The 17,739-nt window shown below is 49.4% G+C and carries 10 protein-coding genes; all 10 read right to left on the bottom strand.

Going from position 1 to position 17,739, the window contains the following annotated elements; translation table 11 throughout:
• Nucleotides 1-17: 17 nt before the first annotated feature.
• Nucleotides 18-1,685, bottom strand: a complete 1,668-nt coding sequence (locus BCM02_RS05145; protein WP_148928005.1) for a cellulase family glycosylhydrolase — start codon at nucleotides 1,683-1,685, stop codon at nucleotides 18-20.
• A 325-nt stretch (nucleotides 1,686-2,010) separates the two neighbouring features.
• Nucleotides 2,011-4,932 (bottom strand): glycoside hydrolase family 3 protein, encoded by a 2,922-nt coding sequence (locus BCM02_RS05150; protein ID WP_148928006.1) that lies wholly within the window; start codon nucleotides 4,930-4,932, stop codon nucleotides 2,011-2,013.
• A 209-nt stretch (nucleotides 4,933-5,141) separates the two neighbouring features.
• Nucleotides 5,142-6,857: an ABC transporter substrate-binding protein gene (locus BCM02_RS05155; RefSeq protein ID WP_148928007.1), complete on the bottom strand. Its 1,716-nt coding sequence runs from the start codon at nucleotides 6,855-6,857 to the stop codon at nucleotides 5,142-5,144.
• A 71-nt stretch (nucleotides 6,858-6,928) separates the two neighbouring features.
• Nucleotides 6,929-7,822 carry a carbohydrate ABC transporter permease gene (locus BCM02_RS05160; protein WP_148928008.1) on the bottom strand — a complete coding sequence of 298 codons (894 nt, stop codon included), beginning with the start codon at nucleotides 7,820-7,822 and terminating at the stop codon, nucleotides 6,929-6,931.
• A 12-nt stretch (nucleotides 7,823-7,834) separates the two neighbouring features.
• Nucleotides 7,835-8,794 carry an ABC transporter permease gene (locus BCM02_RS05165; RefSeq protein ID WP_148928009.1) on the bottom strand — a complete coding sequence of 320 codons (960 nt, stop codon included), beginning with the start codon at nucleotides 8,792-8,794 and terminating at the stop codon, nucleotides 7,835-7,837.
• Nucleotides 8,795-8,999: 205 nt separating this feature from the next.
• Nucleotides 9,000-10,688, bottom strand: a complete 1,689-nt coding sequence (locus BCM02_RS05170; RefSeq protein WP_148928010.1) for an ABC transporter substrate-binding protein — start codon at nucleotides 10,686-10,688, stop codon at nucleotides 9,000-9,002.
• Nucleotides 10,689-10,726: 38 nt separating this feature from the next.
• On the bottom strand, nucleotides 10,727-12,304 hold the full coding sequence (locus BCM02_RS05175; protein WP_148928011.1) for a response regulator: 1,578 nt from the start codon (nucleotides 12,302-12,304) through the stop codon (nucleotides 10,727-10,729).
• Nucleotides 12,297-14,105: a sensor histidine kinase gene (locus BCM02_RS05180; protein WP_148928012.1), complete on the bottom strand. Its 1,809-nt coding sequence runs from the start codon at nucleotides 14,103-14,105 to the stop codon at nucleotides 12,297-12,299. Before BCM02_RS05180 ends, BCM02_RS05175 begins: the two co-directional genes overlap by 8 nt.
• Nucleotides 14,106-14,532: 427 nt before the next feature.
• Complete coding sequence (locus tag BCM02_RS05185) at nucleotides 14,533-16,398, bottom strand: polysaccharide deacetylase family protein (RefSeq protein ID WP_148928013.1); 1,866 nt, start codon at nucleotides 16,396-16,398, stop codon at nucleotides 14,533-14,535.
• A 388-nt stretch (nucleotides 16,399-16,786) separates the two neighbouring features.
• On the bottom strand, nucleotides 16,787-17,731 hold the full coding sequence (locus tag BCM02_RS05190; protein ID WP_148928014.1) for a carbohydrate ABC transporter permease: 945 nt from the start codon (nucleotides 17,729-17,731) through the stop codon (nucleotides 16,787-16,789).
• Nucleotides 17,732-17,739: the final 8 nt, after the last annotated feature.

A 17,739-nucleotide genomic window follows, 5' to 3' on the forward strand; every position in this document is an offset into this window, starting at 1 on the left:
GTTTCCTTAGGTTTTATTTAATGAATCGGAACCAACTGCCATTGCTGATTAAAGTTATACGGATTGCCTAATGACCATTGACCAACTGTTGCGCTATCATTAGTAGACCAACCGAATACTTCCAGATACTTGCCGCTTGCAACATTTTTAAATTCGAAATAACCACCGCCTACATCAATCATCTGCCACTGTTGATTATAGCCGCCAAGACCAGAATGTGCCCATTGTTGAGCTGCAGCTCCGTCAGAAGAAGACCAACCCCCGATTTCCAGCACCTTGCCGCTATTACGATTGATGAGTTGATAATTGTTAAGTCCGACATGAAGCAATTCCCATTGCTGATTGTAGCCGCCAGTATACGCATACTGATTTACAGCAGCGCCATCGGCAGTTGAGTAGCCATTTACATCCAGAGCCTTGCCGCTATGGCGGTTGACGATCCTATAATAATTACCTATTCCGCTCATAATGGCATCGATGATTCCTTGCTGTGTTATTGTAAGGTTGTGTCTGTTAATCAAACTAAAATTGGATCCATTATCCCACCATACAGGAACTAAGCTATACTTCTTCGCTGTTGAGACGACTGCTTTTGTCCAAATGGCACGATAGGTATTGTTGGACGAGTCATAAGCCGACTTATCGATTGCACCGTATTCTCCGACGACTACAGCATAACCTTGTTTAACGAACTTATCGTACATGGATTTGAATTGCGACTCCAAGTGGGCTTCCTGTCCCCCGGAGTCTTTTTTGGCAGGGTCGGCTGTTGCTCCCCATTGGGTAGCGCCTCCGTTTTCTACTAGGCAGAAGGTGTAAGGATCGTAATAATGGACGGAAATCATGATTCTCTTTTCGGAGCTAGGAACTGTACTTGATCTGTTATAGTCTGTCGGAAGCGCAAAGCCAGTATAACCATTGTTGCCTGCCGTGTAATCAATGTTCGTATTCCATCCTGGAATCAACAGCCATCTTGCCGCATTGTTTCCGCCGGTCAGTCTCACGGTGTCCACAAAGATTTGATTCAATGTATTAATGTTTGAATAGATCGTGAGGTCAGGCTGTACCCCGCCATATGTCACCCCATCGAATACTTCGTTCATCGATTCGAAGATCAAATGCTCGTTATAATCGACGAATGTCTGGGCAATTTGCTGCCAAACCTTTTTAAATTTGTCTCGAATCGTATTTTGATCGCTTGCATTCGGCAACAACCAATTATCTGACGGGGTATTGGGGGTAGTAGAGTGAGCGCCATCATGGTGAATATTGAGAATGACAAACAGGCCCTCGCTGTAAGCATAATCGACAACTTCTTTCACTCTGGCCAGATACGCAGCATCAATGGCGTAATTCGGAGCAGAACCGATTTTTTTCATATACGTAACCGGGATCCGAATGGATTTAAACCCTGCTGCTTTTACCTTTTGAATTAACGCTTTTGTGATAACTGGATTACCCCATGCTGTTTCGCTAGGAACACCATTAATATTAGCATCTAATGCGTTTCCTAGATTCCATCCTGCACCCATAGCCGAAGTCATTTGAGCGGCGTTATATGGCGTGAAATCCCATGTCATAGTAGCCGCCGATACTGCGGAACCCAGGCTTGCAAAAACGGTTGTAAACATAAAAACCAATGCGATCATGAATAACTTGAAAGATTTGAACGTAAATTTGAACATCAAATAGCTCCCTCTTCTCTGAATATAGTTGGAAAAGAATAATATCTCGCTAATCACCTCCTAATTCGCTTCAACAGAACGCTTCTCATAATCGCTTAGTAAGCGCTTTCAGTTCGTTGTGTTTTGATTATATTCGAGATCAGTTAGAACCCACCTTTATTATCTAGCCATCGATTAGCATAGTATAGACTTTTTTCGCCGGGTGTTGCTCATTACAAAGAAATGAGGCGCCCCGGTATATGTCAAATAAATATCCGGAGCACCCTTATTAACTTAACTGGAATATCTCGTTTACATGCATCTGCAAAAGTATAGCGGAATTTATTTATGCTTTGTCGGCCAACATCCGGAACCAAGAGAGAGAGACGGGACCATCCAAGATTACGTACACGTCGCGCCTGCCGGAGACGCCTGTCAGCCCGCAAGTGAGGCTCCGCCAGTCACGTTCCCCGCCAGCTGGAATCTTGCACTTACCCGCAATCGGACCATCCAGTCCATCCAAGCGAAATTCAACCTCGGCATCCTCAGTAGCGGTGGCCCGCAGCTCGATCGCGGAGATCCGTGCACCGAGTTCCGCATCATGGAATGCAAGCCAGCCCTTATTGCCATTTACGATTACTGCGCTTCCGCCTTCAAGGCATTCACCTAGATGAATGCCTTGATACGCATCGTAGTTTGCGGCCCGAGTCCCCTTCGTAAGGTCACGCGGCGGAATTGTCTCCCCGACGACTGTAAGGCAGCCTTCAAGCCGCAAATCGGCGGAGGAAGCGCCGAGCATGACCGAGTACGTTCCGCTTTCTAGGCAGAATCGGTCGCGCGTAACATCCCAGATGGTCAGCGATTCGAGCTTCAGTTGGAACGTCACCTCCGCAGACTCTCCCGGAGCCAAGGCGATACGTTTGAAGTCCGCTAGCTGAAGGCGCGGGCGCTTGACCCGGGATTTGTCTGCACGAAGATAAAGCTGTACGACCTCTTCACCCTCGCAATCGCTTATGTTCGTCACACGGCAGGAAACCTGGACTGCCGTGTCTGTCCCTGCTGCAGCGCTGTTCGGCGACAACTGCAAGGCCTCGTAACGGAAGTCGCTGTACGAAAGGCCGTGTCCGAACGGATACAGCGGTTCGCCTTCGAAATATTGATACGTTCTGCAGCCACGGATGATGTCGTAGTCCATGAATGGCGGAAGCTGATCAACGGACTTGTACCACGTCATGTTCAATCGACCTGCGGGATTAACATCGCCGAACAGCACGGCCGCAACAGCACGGCCGAGTTCCTGACCCGCATGGGACGTGTAGATAATCGCTTTCGCCTTCTCCTGTAAAGCGTTCAAGGCGAACGGGTAGCTGCCGACGACCACTATAATCGTGTTCGGGTTCTCCTCTATTACAGCAAGCGCCAGCTTTTCCTGCGATTCCGCCAGCGTGATGTCGGGCCGATCCATCGTCTCCTTGCCGTTGATCAGTGGATGATTCCCGACAAACACGATTGCCGCGTCGGCTCCGCGAGCCGATGCGACAGCGGCGTCCAAGCCGCTCGACACGCATTCAATCTCGAACGTGTCGGCTTGCGTTCCAACAACCGAACTGCCCACCTCCGCTGCTCCTCCGACGTTAATATCGTTCGACATCTCTACCTCTTGACCGTCACCTACGAGCAGTACACCTGTCTCATCATCAACCGTTACAGGTGTTCCGTTCCAGGTCGAGACGGTAACTAGCGAACCGTCCTGGTCTACAGGTCGTATCTGGAATACTTCCTTCGTAAACCATTCCCAAATCCGATGAGCCGACGCTTGCAAATTCTTGTCGTCCGTTGTCACGAAGAGGCTATTGCGCAGTGCAATTAATGTATGGCTGCCCCAGCCCCAGTCCGATATTTCAAAAATGTCGCCTTCTTCGGGCCTCTCCGCGCAAGCAGCGAGAGACGACTTTGAATCTTCGCCGAGCCGGACATACCGTCCGCTAGATTTAGCCTTAATGCGCACGCGATCGGTGCCGGCGGTGTATGACGTTACGGCGTCATTCCCCTCCGCTGCCAGCCTCTCGCGGATTCCCTGCAGCGGGGTAACCGCATATGGCAATGACCCGCTATACCAGTCTTGATAAACAACATCGGCAAACGGGCCGATGACGGCAACCTTGCTCAGTTTGTCTGCCTGCAACGGCAGCGTCTTCCCGTCGTTCTTGAGCAGCACGACAGCTTTTTGCGAAGCCTCCCTCGCGAGCTTAGCGTGCTCTGGATGGAGGATCGCCGACTCGTCGATCGCGGCATAGGGATTACGTTCCGACGGGTCGAACTCCCCGAGCCGAAAACGAACGCGAAACGTGTTCCGCAGAGCGGTATCCAAGTCATTTTCTGTCAATAGCCCGTCCTTTAACGCTTCGCGGATCGCCTCCGTCACTACTGCTGCATCGTCCGTAATACTGTCGATTCCGCCTTCCCGGATCGACCGGGCCACCGCTTCCTTCAGCGTCTCTACGTAGCGATGATCCCGCATCGTGCCTGTTACGTCGAAAGCATCGCTCACGACAAAGCCGTTCATTCCCCATTCGCCCTTAACGATGTCTATCACGAGCTCGCTGAGATTGGCCGGCACGCCGTTGACCGCATTGTAGGCCGTCATCATCGACTGGGCTCCGCCTTCTTTGAACGTGATCTCGAATACCTTCAGGTAATATTCGCGCAGGTTGCGTGGATCGAGGCTGACAGATGTATCGCCTCTTCCTGCCTCATTATTGTTACCAATAAAATGCTTCAGCGTTGCAACGGCTTTCAAGTAAAAAGGATGATCCCCCTGAATGCCTTGCGTGAGTGCAGCGGCTAGTTTGCCGGCCAGAACCGGATCCTCGCCATACGCTTCTTCCGTCCGCCCCCACCGAGGGTCCCGCTCCAAATCAACCGTTGGCGCCCACAGCGTCAAGCCGTTAAAATTCGGATTCTGCTTGTAAAAGCCGCGAGCTTCGTCCCCCATCGCGCTGCCGATTCTCTTTAGTAACTCGCTATCCCATGTACAAGCGAGACCGATCGGCTGAGGATAACTGGTCGCTTCCCCGAGCCAAGCCATGCCGTGTGCCGCCTCCGTGCCATGCTTGTACGCCTGTATGCCCAGACGCTCTATTGCGATCTGGTACTGCGGCATAAGCTCAATTTTCTCATCCAGTGTCAGTTGGGCAATCAAGTCGTTCACACGGTCCTCGAGAGGCGCATTGAAATCCCAATAAAGGTCATTCTTTTCGATTGTCATTTTCTCACTCTCCTAGTTACTCATTCTTCTAGCATTCTAGTTCAAAAATGACATGCAAACCTCGATTTTTTGGTCTTTTTACTAGCATAAAATAGACATTCCCGGCGAACCTTGCCAGTAAAAAAAGGATTGCCCAAGACCAGTAAACCAGTCAAAGGCAATCCTTTCTCATAAACAAACACTTCAATGGGAGCTGATCCGCCTTGCTCTTATTTCGACCAAAGCTCAACGCGGGCCTTAACCATCTTGGTAAATTCTTCATTCATTTTCGCAACGCCTGCGTCTTCCAGGTCCTTCAGGAACTGATCATAGATCTTATCGAAATCTTCCGGCTTCGCCAAAATCGCTTCCGGTATGCGTTTCTTCATAATATCCTGCGTTTTCTGGAAAATAACGTTCTCCTTGGAGCCCGTCTCGAACTGAAGCGTCCATGCCGCGCCGTATTTGCGTTCAGGAAACGCATCATCGGAAGGCCACAGATCTTTGTAAGTCGTTGCGCCGTAAGCCGCCAGCGTCTTTTTGTCTTCTTCCGAGTAAGCGGTTTGGATCTGCTCAGGGAATGTCGTCGTGTAGTAGTTTCCGGACGGATCCTTCACGCCGTCGCCGTAACGGGCGGATAGGTTGTAGTTGCCGATACCCGTTGTTTTCACAAATGTGTTGTTATCGTTTGTTTTCTGCTCTTGCACATCGGCAGGAATGACGCGTTTGCCGTCTACCACATTGTAATGCTTGCCTTCAATACCCCAGTTTAAAAGCACTTGGCCCTCATCGGAAGCAAGGTAGTCCAGGAATTTGATCAAACGAACCGGATCTTGAGCATCTTTCGTAATACCGATTCCGAGGGCTGGAAGGTAACCAGTACTTGCGAAGGTATGATCCTGGTAAGTTTCGTTCAAGGTTACAGGGAAACGAGCGTATGTCGAAGCGAATTTGCCTTCCGCTTTCAAAGCGCTCTCGGCTTGGCCGTAATCCCATTGTTGGTCGATAAGACCCAGAACGCGGCCGGAAGCGATTTTTGCTTTGTATTGATCGTATTTTTGAACGAAGCTTTCCGGGTCAAGCAAGCCGATATCGTTCATATGGTTCAGCCAACGGAAGTATTCTCTTTCTTCAGGACGCTGGTAGTGCATGATTGCTTCATAAGTATCTTGGTTAATGAAGAACTCGCCATCGTCCGGAGCGCCGGTTGCAAGGAACGCCGGGTTTGTTACTGAAATCAGAATTTGCCATTCCCCGCCGTTAAGAGACAAACCGATATTCGGTTGGCCGTCTGCCGTTTTCGGGTTTTTCTCCATATAGGCTTTGATTGCCGCTTCATAATCTTGAACGGTTTTGATTTTCGGGTAGCCGGCTGCTTTAAGCACTTGGTGTTGCAATTGGAAACCGCTGCCTGAATCAAAGTACGTATGATCAACGCCGGTCAGCGAAAGCGTATAAATCCCGTCATCATCCTTGCTCCAACGAAGACGGTTATAATATTCGCCGTAAACCTTTTTAATGTTAGGAGCATGCTCTTCGATCAAAGGACGAAGGTCGATCATAGCGCCTGCATCAACCATTTTGTTTGTGCTGCTACCCGGAACAACCAGATCCGGATACTCATCGCTTGCTATCATAAGTGCGAACGCGTCATCGCTGGAACCGCCGACAGGGAATTCCGGTTTAATTGTAATGCCTGTTTTTTCTTTAATAAATTTGCCGATATCGGATTGCATGTCATCCCAGTTCGGGTTGTTACCGGTTGCCATGCGAATCGTAATGGGCTCAGCTGCCGGCTCATTTGTTGCATTTGTTGCATTTGTTGCATTTGTTTCTGGCGTCGCAGTGTTGTTACCGCCTTCATTATTCGAATTGCCGCATGCCGTGACGAATACGAATACGAGCGCCAACATCAAGCTAAGAGCCAGTTGCATCTTTCTTTTCATTTCGTTCAAGCCTCCCCTTTTTTCATGTGCATGATTTGCATGTATATAACAGGAACCTGCTATAACCAAAATTAGCTTTTTACTGCGCCAAGCGTCATTCCTTTGACGAAATACTTTTGAAGGAATGGATATACGAGCAAGATGGGTACGGTGACGACGATCGTAATCGCCATCTTAATGGATTCGGGCGATACCGCCGCCATCGCTTGCTGTGCGTTCGGGTCGCGGTAATCGCTGCCCGTCTGCGTAGATAACAGCACCTTCATCAGTTCGTACTGCAGCGTCGTATTTTCCGGACTCCTGTTATTGAACAAGTACGTATCAAACCAGGAATTCCAGTGTCCGACCGCAATGAACAAGGCGACTGTCGCCAATACGGGTTGACAAAGCGGAAGAATAATTCTCCAAAATATCGTCCAATCATTCGCGCCGTCAATTTTCGCTGATTCTTGAAGCGCATACGGAAGTCCGTCGATATACGAGCGGATCACGAACACGTTCCACACGCTGAGCAGTGCAGGGATGATGTAAACGGAAAAGGTACCGATCAAGCCTAAGTGTTTCATCAACAGGAAACCCGGAATGAGTCCGCCTGAGAAATACATCGTGAGCGCGAACATTACCGACATCCATCTTCTGCCCTGAAAATCAGGACGGCTTAACGTGTAAGCCATCATGGACGCTGCCACAACCCCGATTGCCGTGCCGACTACCGTCCGAATGACGGAGTTTTTAAAGCCGGTTATCAAGCCCTCAAAGCCGAAAATCGTTTCATAGTTTCTCAAGGTAAACTCTCGCGGGTAAATCGTCAGACCGCCTCGTACGGTATCCACCGAATCGTTAAACGAAATCGCCAGTACATTTAAAAATGGATATAAAGTTACAATGGCTACCATCGCCATGAATACATAGATGAAGAGGTCAAATACTTTATCGCCAATACTTTTTTGAGCAACTCCTTGCATAGGTCGCGCCTCCTATATGACAGTTTCTTTGGTGACTCTCTTGTATATTCCGTTCGCGATAAACACGAGTAGGATGCTGACTACGGAATTAACGATACCGATTGCCGTACCGTACGAATATCGGCTCATTTGAATCCCGTACTTGAGCGCATACAGATCGAATACCTCTGAATAATCTGCCACCAGAGGGTTGCCAAGCAAGAACTGCTTCTCGAATCCAATACTGATTAAGTGGCCAATCGACAAGATGAAAAGGACCATGAAGGTTGTACGAATACCTGGCAGCGTGATATGCCACATCTTGCGGAATCTGCCTGCGCCGTCAACCGTTGACGCTTCGTAAAGCTCGGGATCGATGCCCGCCATCGCTGCCAGGAAAATAATCGAGCTCCAGCCCATTTCCTTCCATAAATCCGAAGCGGTTACAATTCCCCAGAACAAATTGCCTTTAGCCATAAACTGAATAGGCTGGTCGATAATGTTAAGCCACATGAGCAATTGGTTCACCGCTCCGCCGTCTGTCGAAAGCATCTTATAGACGAGTCCGGCTACGACAACCCATGAAACAAAGTGAGGCAAATACGAGATCGTTTGAACCGACCGTTTGAAAAACTGACCTCTCATCTCATTTAACAATAAGGCGAATATAACCGGAACCGTGAAGCCTACAAGGAGTCCCATCGTACTCATGGCCAGCGTATTTCGCAAAACAATATAAAATCGTTCATCTTGGAATAGTTCGATAAAATTATCAAACCCGACCCATTTCTGATCGAAAATGGAATCTTTCGGTTTGTAATTTTGAAAAGCGGTAATCCAGCCCCATATAGGCACATAACTGAAAATAAAAATCCATATCACGAATGGAAGCGACATCATGTACAAGTAGCGCTGCTGGTACGCTTTGAACCAGAACCGGTTCCTTTTGAGCGTCGACCCTGCTTCCAGGGTACCTTCTGTTAGCGGTTTCATTTGTGCTCCTCCTAGCTTCGTAAGCTTCCTCTTTACATGTGATAGCTTACCCTCTCTGATTTGTACTTATCATAAACGGTAGAGACCATTCCCTTGCACCCTATAGAGTAGACCTAAAATCATATCAAAAGAAATGCTTTCAAACAGAAAAATACCCCCAACCCATCTCGGTTGGAGGTATCCACAATAGCATGATAGGAAGAATTTATTCATTCCAAAGTTTCACGCGGTCTTTCACCAGCTTGGTATACGCTTCGTTTAGCTTCTCGACGCCTGCTTTCTCCAGCTCCTTCATGAAGTCATCCCATATAGCGTCGAATTGTTCCGGCTTTGACAGAATGGCTTGGGTGATGCGCTTCTTCACAATGGCTTGACACTGTTGAAAGATGACATTCGCTTCAGAGCCGGTCTCCATGTTGATGGTCCATGCCGATCCCCATGGTTTGACCGGGAATTGTTTCTCGGACGGCCACAGATCCTTGTAACTTTTGACCTTGTAAGCAGCCAATGTCTCCCTGTCCGCTTGCGTGTATTCCTTCTCGATTTGTTCCGGGAAGACAGGCGTGTAATAATTGCCCGTCGGGTCCTTCACGCCATCTCCGTAGCTCGGTCCGAATCGATACATATCGACGCCGGTCGTTTTCCTAAAGTTCCAGTTGTCCTTAACTTTCATCTTCGAAATGTCTTCCGGAATGACGCGTTTCCCGTTCTCCACCTTGTAATGCTTGCCTTCGATTCCCCAGTTGATCAGTATTTGCCCTTCATCGGACGCCAGATAATCGAGAAATTGGATGACGCGAACCGGGTCTTTGGCGCTCTTCGTGATCGAGATGCCGATACCCGCCAAGTAACCGGTGCTCTGGAAGTCATGTCGCTTAAAGGATTCATTAAGGGTAACCGGGAAGTGGGCGTAGGTTTGATCAATCTTGCCTTCCTTCTTCAATGCAGCTACTTCACCGGCGAAGTCCCAATCCGCATCGATGAGTCCCAGAACGCGGCCGCTTGCAATCTTCGCCCTGTACTGGCCAACCTTCTGAACGAAGCTCTCGGGGTCCAGCAAGCCGATGTCGTGCATATGGTTCAGCCATCGGAAGTATTCCTTCTCTTCCGGACGCAGGTAATGCAATTTTGCCTCATACGTATCCGGATCGATATAAAATTCGCCATCATCCGACGCGCCAGTCGCTGCGACAGCCGGGTTGGTGACGCTGATCAAAAACTGCCATTCCCCTCCGTTCAGGGACAAAGGAATGATCGGTTGACCGTCGGCCGTGGTCTTGTGCTTGTTATAATAGGTTTTGAGCGCATGCTCGAAATCCTTCACCGTCTTGATCTGCGGATAGCCAAGCTCCTTCAGCACGGCGTGCTGAAGCTCGAAGCCGCTTCCTGCCTTGAAGTAGGTTTGGTTGACCGGTGCTGTCGGCAGGACATAAATGCCATGGTCGTCATTGCTCCAGCGCAACCGTTTCATGTATTCGCCATAGAGCTTCTTGATGTTCGGCGCGTGCGCATCAATGAGCGGCGTCAAATCGATCAATGCGCCGGCGTCCTTCAGCTTGCCCACGCTGACTTTGGCCGAAACCATGTCCGGATATTCGTTGCTGGCCACCATCAGCGCGAACATATCCGTGTCCGTGTTATTGCCCGGGAATTGCGCTTTGATCGAGATGCCGGTTTTTTCCGTAATGAACTTGCCGACCTCGCTTTGCATGTCATCCCACAGCGGGTTGTTATCGCCTGATGCGAAAGTGATCGTCATGGGCGCGATCGCTTTCTCCGGCGATTCGTCAGGGCTGCTGGAGCGATCGGACTCCAATCTGTCGCTACAGCCGGCGGCTACAAGAAGGGTTCCGATCATCAACAGGCTTGCCGCTTTTTTTTGGCTGGCTTTCATGAAATGCTGCCTCCCTTTCTCCCCCACGCTATACACAATTATGTGGTTTCCAGCGAAAATGCCTTGGCCTTTGGAGGAGCTCCTTTGATCGAAGAGGGGGAAGCTCCTACATATTTCTTGAATTTGCTATGGAAATAATCCACATTGGGATATCCTACGCGCTCCGAGACCTCGTAGACCTTGTGTCCTTCACGGAGGAGCCGGATCGCTTGCTGAATACGGACTTTATCCAAGAAGGTGTGGAAGGAGTCGCCCGTATGCTGCTTGAACATTTTCCCCAAATACCCCTTGTGGTAATTGTATATTTCCGCCATCGTCTCCAACTTTAAATTCTCATGATAATGCCGTTGGATAAAATCCATCACTTGCTTGACCACAGGCAGGCTGCCGTTCCCCCCCAGCCTTCCCGCCAGGTCGACGAGCTGGGTCTGAGCGGCGCTGAGCGCCGTATCGTAATGGGCGTGTTGATAAAGCTCGGCCAATAACGGCGCATAGTCCTGGATATTGACGTTCTGATGGAGAGCCGCCAGATTGCTCAGCGCAACGGACAACACTTGCACCAGGCCGGACTTGATCGCGGATTCGGAAGAATCATAAGCCGCAAGCGCTCTTCCCGCTTCCTCCAGCGTCTCCGCCACCCCCTCGCATCTGCCGAGATCCAGCATGTAGAACAGCTTGGTTGCGAGCGCCTCGAGATCCGGGGGAGCATGCCTGTTCGGCTCCGTCGCCGTATGGCTCAAGACGGATTCCGTCACCAAGTGGATCTGCCCTTCGGCAAGCAGGAAGCGGTTTCTCAACACGCCTAAGGCGCCTTCATACGATTGACGGATATCCGCGAGTTTATAGACAATACGTCCCGCTGCAGCAGTAAAGCCTACCTGAAGACCGCCGGCGTCCTGCAGAAGCCGGGTCCATTCGCTTTTGACGCCGGGTCGGTTCAGATCCCCCTTCAGAAGGAATCCGATATACGGGCCGGTCTGAAACCCGTACCCGAGATCCTCCTCCTCCGCGGCTTCCAGCCATTTCGTCTTAACCGACTCCAGACGCTCAAGTCCTGCCTGAGAGATATCCTCCGCCTCAACCAACAGAATCTGCTTGGATTTTCCAGCAAAACGGGTTAAGGGCAGCAGCTCGCTTTCCAGTGCCGGAGCGTCTGCCGGGTCAGCCGCGATCAACTTGAGGATCAGTTCCTCCCTTAGCGCGTCGACATGGAATTCGGACAATTTGGCGTGACCCGACCGCTGGTCCAGTTTGGATCGGATGCGCAGCAGCTCTCCCTTTAGCTCCAGTTCATCGATCGGCTTGAGCACATAACCGCTCACCCCCATCTCCATGGCTTGCTTGGCGTAGGCAAAATCAGCGTATCCGCTCAGGATCAGAAATTGGCATTCCCCATCCGTCTTGCGAATTTCTCGGATCGCTTGAAGACCATCCATGCGCGGCATCCGGATATCAATGACGATCAGTTCAGGAGAAAGCTCCTGATGGAGGGCAACCGCTTTTATCCCGTTTGAGACGTCTCCCACCACGCAGAAGCCAAGCGATTCCCAATCGACGATTTTCAGGAGCCCCTTCCGGATGGCCGGTTCGTCGTCGACCACTAGCACTTTATACATGCAACTTTCCCCCCAGCGGTATGGAAAATGATAGGCGCGTACCAGATCCGGGCGGGCAGTCCAGCTTTAGCCCGAATCCTTCTCCGTAAGTCAGAATCAGACGCTGATGCACGTTGCGAAGACCTATCCGATGTTCATCGGCATCTTCCATATCCTGAAAGGAATGCTCGATTTCCCGCCATTTCCCTTCCGGTATGCCGCACCCGTTGTCCTCTACCGTAATCACGACTCGGTCCGACTCCACACGCGTACCGATGATGACAATTCCCCCTTCTTCTACATCCTCCAGTCCATGCACCACCGCATTTTCCACTAGAGGCTGAACGAGGAGCGGCGGAATCTCCACGCTCATGGCCGAATGATCCAGATGGAGCTCGTAGGTCAATCGTTCGTCGTCGAACCGGAATTGCTGAAGTTCCAAATAGCAGCGCGCAATATCGAGCTCTTCCCGGAGCGTGATTTTGCGGTCACCGATTTCAATGCTGCGTCTCATCAGTTTCCCCAAGAGATGCACGACATTGGAGATCTCCGCATCCCCTTTCGCAAACGCTTTCATTCGAATGGATTCCAGCGCATTGAACAGAAAATGCGGGTTCATTTGACTGGCCATCATCTTCAGCTTGATGTCGCGCTGCCGCAGCTCCAGCAGGTTTTTCTGCCTGTGGGACTCGCTCACTTCATCCATCAGGCTCCGGATGCTGGCTAGCATATGGTTGAACTGCCTGGATAACGTGCCAATTTCATCGTTTCCGTCCACATCCGATTTGACGTTCAGATTGCCCATGGAGACCTTGTTCAACACCTTATTAAGCAGAAGCAGTCTGCGGGACAAGAAAGACGAGGTGAAATATATGAGCACGATCGCAATGGACAAACTGGCCGCAATGATGGTGAACCCCAACCTGCTGACCCGGTTTGCGTCGCTCACGATACTGTCGATCGTAAAGACCGAAATGACTTTGAGCCCGTTCCGGCTAAATGGCGGAACCACCTCTTCCACCACAATCTTCGAGGGCTTCCCCTCGTAATGAAAATCGTAGACGCCAGCGCGCCGATCGCTCAGATCCTTGGCGAAATCCATGCTTTCGATATTCCGTCCGACCCATTGCGGTTGTTTGGCAGCGACAATGAATCCCTTCTCATCGATAATCATCGTATCGAACGGTTCCTGGCTTAGAATCCCATTGAGTTCATCCTGGTCCAAATTGATGACCAGTACCCCATTGGAACGGTACAGCGGAAAATCGATCCTCCGAACGAGGCTGAGATAAGCGCGATTTTCTTTCGTCTCATCCTTGATGTAATGCCAACCGATGAACGAACTGGATTTGTCCAGCGCCTCCCGATACCAGTTCGAGTTCTTGACAGACTCATCTGCGCTTAGAAAATCCCAGTTGCTAATCGGCAGCGGAGGGTCTGTATAGAAGCGGATGTTATCAATTTCCTTGTATAATTGCACGGAGTCCCGGAAATAGCGAAAATCCCAATAGGCCGTAACCAGGTCGAAGGTGGTCTCATAGCGGTCATTGACCAAATTGGATAACCGATCGTCCACTTGCAATTTGTTCGATATTTCAATCGGCATGCGAAGAATATCCGTTATGTGCTTCTTGATTTTGTCCACGTTGTTCATGGTTTGCTGTGTAGCTTGGTCTAGTACGTTCTGGCGGTAGGAAGCGGTCAAGATAAGGCCCACGAGAAGAACAGGGATGAACACCACTGCGACGATGGAAATGACCATCTTGTTCTTTAACCGGATATTGTTCGTCTTCCTAACGGCGGCTAGGATCATGCTTCCCATTCTAGGTCTCCTTTCGGATGCAGGAGTAAGTCGTGAGCGGATAGCTCCGTTATCAACGATAGAGCTTGGCTTGGTGGCGCTTACAACACAAAGCGGCGCTTCACTCTTCTGGACGGGTAAGAGCGTAAATAGTAGCTTCTTATCCCTTCCGCCTTTAAGCGGATTTCAGAGTTTGGAACAGCCCTCAAGGAGAGCGCTTGGCCGCTGTTCCAAGCTCTGAATCTGTTGCTTTAGACTGTCGAGGACGTCTCGTACGCTGGTTGTAGTAGATTTAATATACACTATTTTCACCATAATCCACTACCAATTGTTAGGTTTCTACATTCAACAAATTCGACAGGATCTGTAGGGCAGACATTCATTCGGTTCCCAGCACCAGATGCAAGAAAAGACCCTCCAAACGATACATTTGGAGGGGGATTTGAGCCTACGTGCGAGAAAACTGGACGTTATTCATGTAGAACGTAGCTGGATTGGTAACACTCGTAAAGGTAATTGTTTTCCATTTCGTGAAATTGACCCCAGTCATAGTGGCTAAAGGAATAGAAACATGTTTCCATGAAGCATCGGAAGGCGTTGGAATGTTTACGGAATAACCATTCGTCCCATCGCTAACATACATGGAAAGCGTTACGCCTCCAGCTCCCCCTTTCACCCAAAAGTCTAACGTATTGTAAGCAGATACGTCATGCGCGGCCCAATCATTCGTATAAAAAGCCCCGTTCCAGCCGCTCCCTGCATAGACAAACTTCTGAGAAGCGACACCGGTATTTCCGGGTACAACCGTAGCGTCCGTACTTGCTGTTAGGTTATTCGAATTGCTGTAATTTACAGCATATGGCTTACGCTTCAATTCAAGCGACTTGGCACCAAAGGAGATCGTATAATTGCCGCCTGCATCAGGTTGAATGACTTGACCATTTTGTACGACCTGATAACCATCTCCGTTCTTCAGCTTCACCTTTAGATTGATATTGTTGGGGAAGTAGGCTGGAACGTTCCAAGTATAACGCGTTCCGGTTGAAGTCGCATTTGGTGTAAGGTTTTCGATGGTTTTCTGCGCTCTCCAGTAGCCGCTTACCGCCCCGTAAGGGGCGATCCAGATGCTGGATCGTTTGGTATCCAAATAGTTAATCAATGCATTCATCTGATCCAGCGGCAAGGAAGTAGCACCACCACCAACATCATGTGCCGTAATTACTGTCCAGGCACCTTGGCTAATTGCATGATCGACCCAACTCTTGTAGTCCGTATTAAAGCTTCCCTCTCCCCATGTAAACTGGGAAGAGATATTCATCCAATCGGGGGTGTCTGATGGTTTCATAAAGTAAGTCCCGTTACCCCAACCCCCTCTTGCTGAAAGGTGCGTATCTATCAGGTATTTGACGAGATAGGGATCATTATTCGTGTAGGGATAGGCATAAGTTACGACTGTTGTGCCCATCGCTTGTGCAATCTCGGTTTGAGCTGCGACAGTTTCATCATAGCCTAAAGTATCGTTATACGTCCTTTGATAAGGTTGGGTTGGATTGGCGCTTGGTTCATAGTGATGTTTGGAATGGTTTCCAATTTCATGACCGGCCAAAGGGAGCTTTTTCCAATCTTCCTTTCGGCTGCCCGTTATTGCCGTTTCCGTTATAAAAAACGTAGCCTTCATCCCTTTAGCATTTAAAGCCGGGACCGCATAATCAAGCTGCGAATCAACACCGTCATCAAAGGTAAGCGATACTGCCGATTGTGCTCCATTCCAGGGTACGACTGTTATTTGTGGTCCCGTGTACGGATCGATGTATGAGAACTGAACGTTATTAAGATAGAACGTCGTATTAAGCGTACTTGTATTACAGCTAAATGTAATGGTCATCCACTTTGTAAAATCAACCCCGGTCATAACAGAGAGATCAATGGAGACGTGCTTCCAGGATGCATCGGAAGGCGTTTGTATGTTTGCGGTATAACTATTCGTCCCGTCGCTAACATTCATGGAAAGAGCTTCGCCGCCAGCCGCTCCTTTGACCCAAAAATCTAACGTATTGTAAGCAGATACATCATGCGCGCCCCAATCCGTGTAAAACGCCCCGTTCCAGCCGCCCCCTGAAACTACAAATTTCTGGGAGGCAACACCGGTGCTTCCAGGTACAACGGTGGAATCATTACTTTGAGTTAGGTTATTACTATTACTATAATTCACAACATATGGGGCTGATGGTGCCGCCGATGCAGTCTGAGACACAACCGGTAACGGAGATATAAGAATGAAGAGAGCGATGCATAACGAAATCATTCTTTTCATTAGATGTCATTCCTTTCGTTGTGCTGTAGTGCTTTAGCTTTAGCTCGATATCTTTAGGCGCGTTCCTTGCTGCAGGCCTATAGGATTGTGTCGATTGACAGCTGTCCTCACAACACGGCGGCCGTCAGCACAGCTAGCCACTTTTTCTTTTTTTCATGTCCTTTATTGTCCTCCTTCTGACCATGATATTGTAAACGCTACCATTAGCGTTGATACTAATCATATTGAAAACGATATTCGATGAATACCCAGAAAAAACAACTAAAAATCATATTAAAAATGTTGCATATAAGTATGTCCTTCGCCCTCATGTCTGCCCATAAGAAAGCAACCCCCGATCAATACCGTGCGTCATTAGCCGGTCATTAATCGGGGGTTGCGTTTGGCCTTAACCGACAATACCTGTACGCTCAATCCCTTCAACGAAGTATCGCTGCACGCAGAAGTACATGAGGATAAGCGGAAGGATCGCCAACAGGATGCCTGTATCCTGCACCATACTCAAATAGAAAGGGTCCGACCGGGATGAAACCCCGTCCGTAATTCCGGATAGATTATAGGGCAGCGAAGCCAACTGTACGGACATGACCTTGCCTGTAGCCAAATACGTTGTCGTAAAGAAGCTATCATTCCATTGCCACACGAACGAAAAGAGCAGCACGGTGATAATCGCGGGGAGCGCGTTCGGGAGCATGATTCGGGAGAACGTCGTCCCGATACCGGCTCCATCGATATAGGCGGCTTCCTCGACCTCTTTGGGGATCCCCCGGAAAAACTGTCTGAATATAAAAATATAAAGTCCGGCCTTCAGCGAGTTGGCCGTCAAGGCTGTCAATAGGAACGGCCAGTAGGTATTCAGCAGATTGGCGGATTTGCCCGTAAGCAGCGGAATCAGCCCCATTAGCGTAAAATCCTTCAGATTGAGATAAACGGGAATGAGGATCGTCGATGGCGGAACCAATATGGTCAGAATGACGCCGGCAAACAGCAGATTGCTTCCTTTGAATTTCAGCCTGGCAAATCCGTAACCTGCCAATGCGCACGTGATCGCGGTTAGGATGGTAGTCGAGATCGACAGGGCAAAGGTATTGGCCAATGTCTCCCAGTAATCCATAATCGTGATCGCTTGCTTGAAGTTATCCCAAGTAAAATGTAGGGGAATCCACACGACGATCGGCGAATACAGATCCTCTTTATCTTTAATCGATGTCGAGATTTTTTGCAAGATCGGGTATACAATCAAAAACGAAAGTCCCACAATCAATACAAGACGGACGAATGACCACACCCATCTTTTCCAGTGTTCGACCGATACCAGTCTGGAATAGCGCACGTTTACTC

This window comes from Paenibacillus methanolicus, assembly GCF_008124765.1.
GTDB classification, from domain to species: Bacteria; Bacillota; Bacilli; order Paenibacillales; family Paenibacillaceae; genus Paenibacillus_Z; species Paenibacillus_Z methanolicus.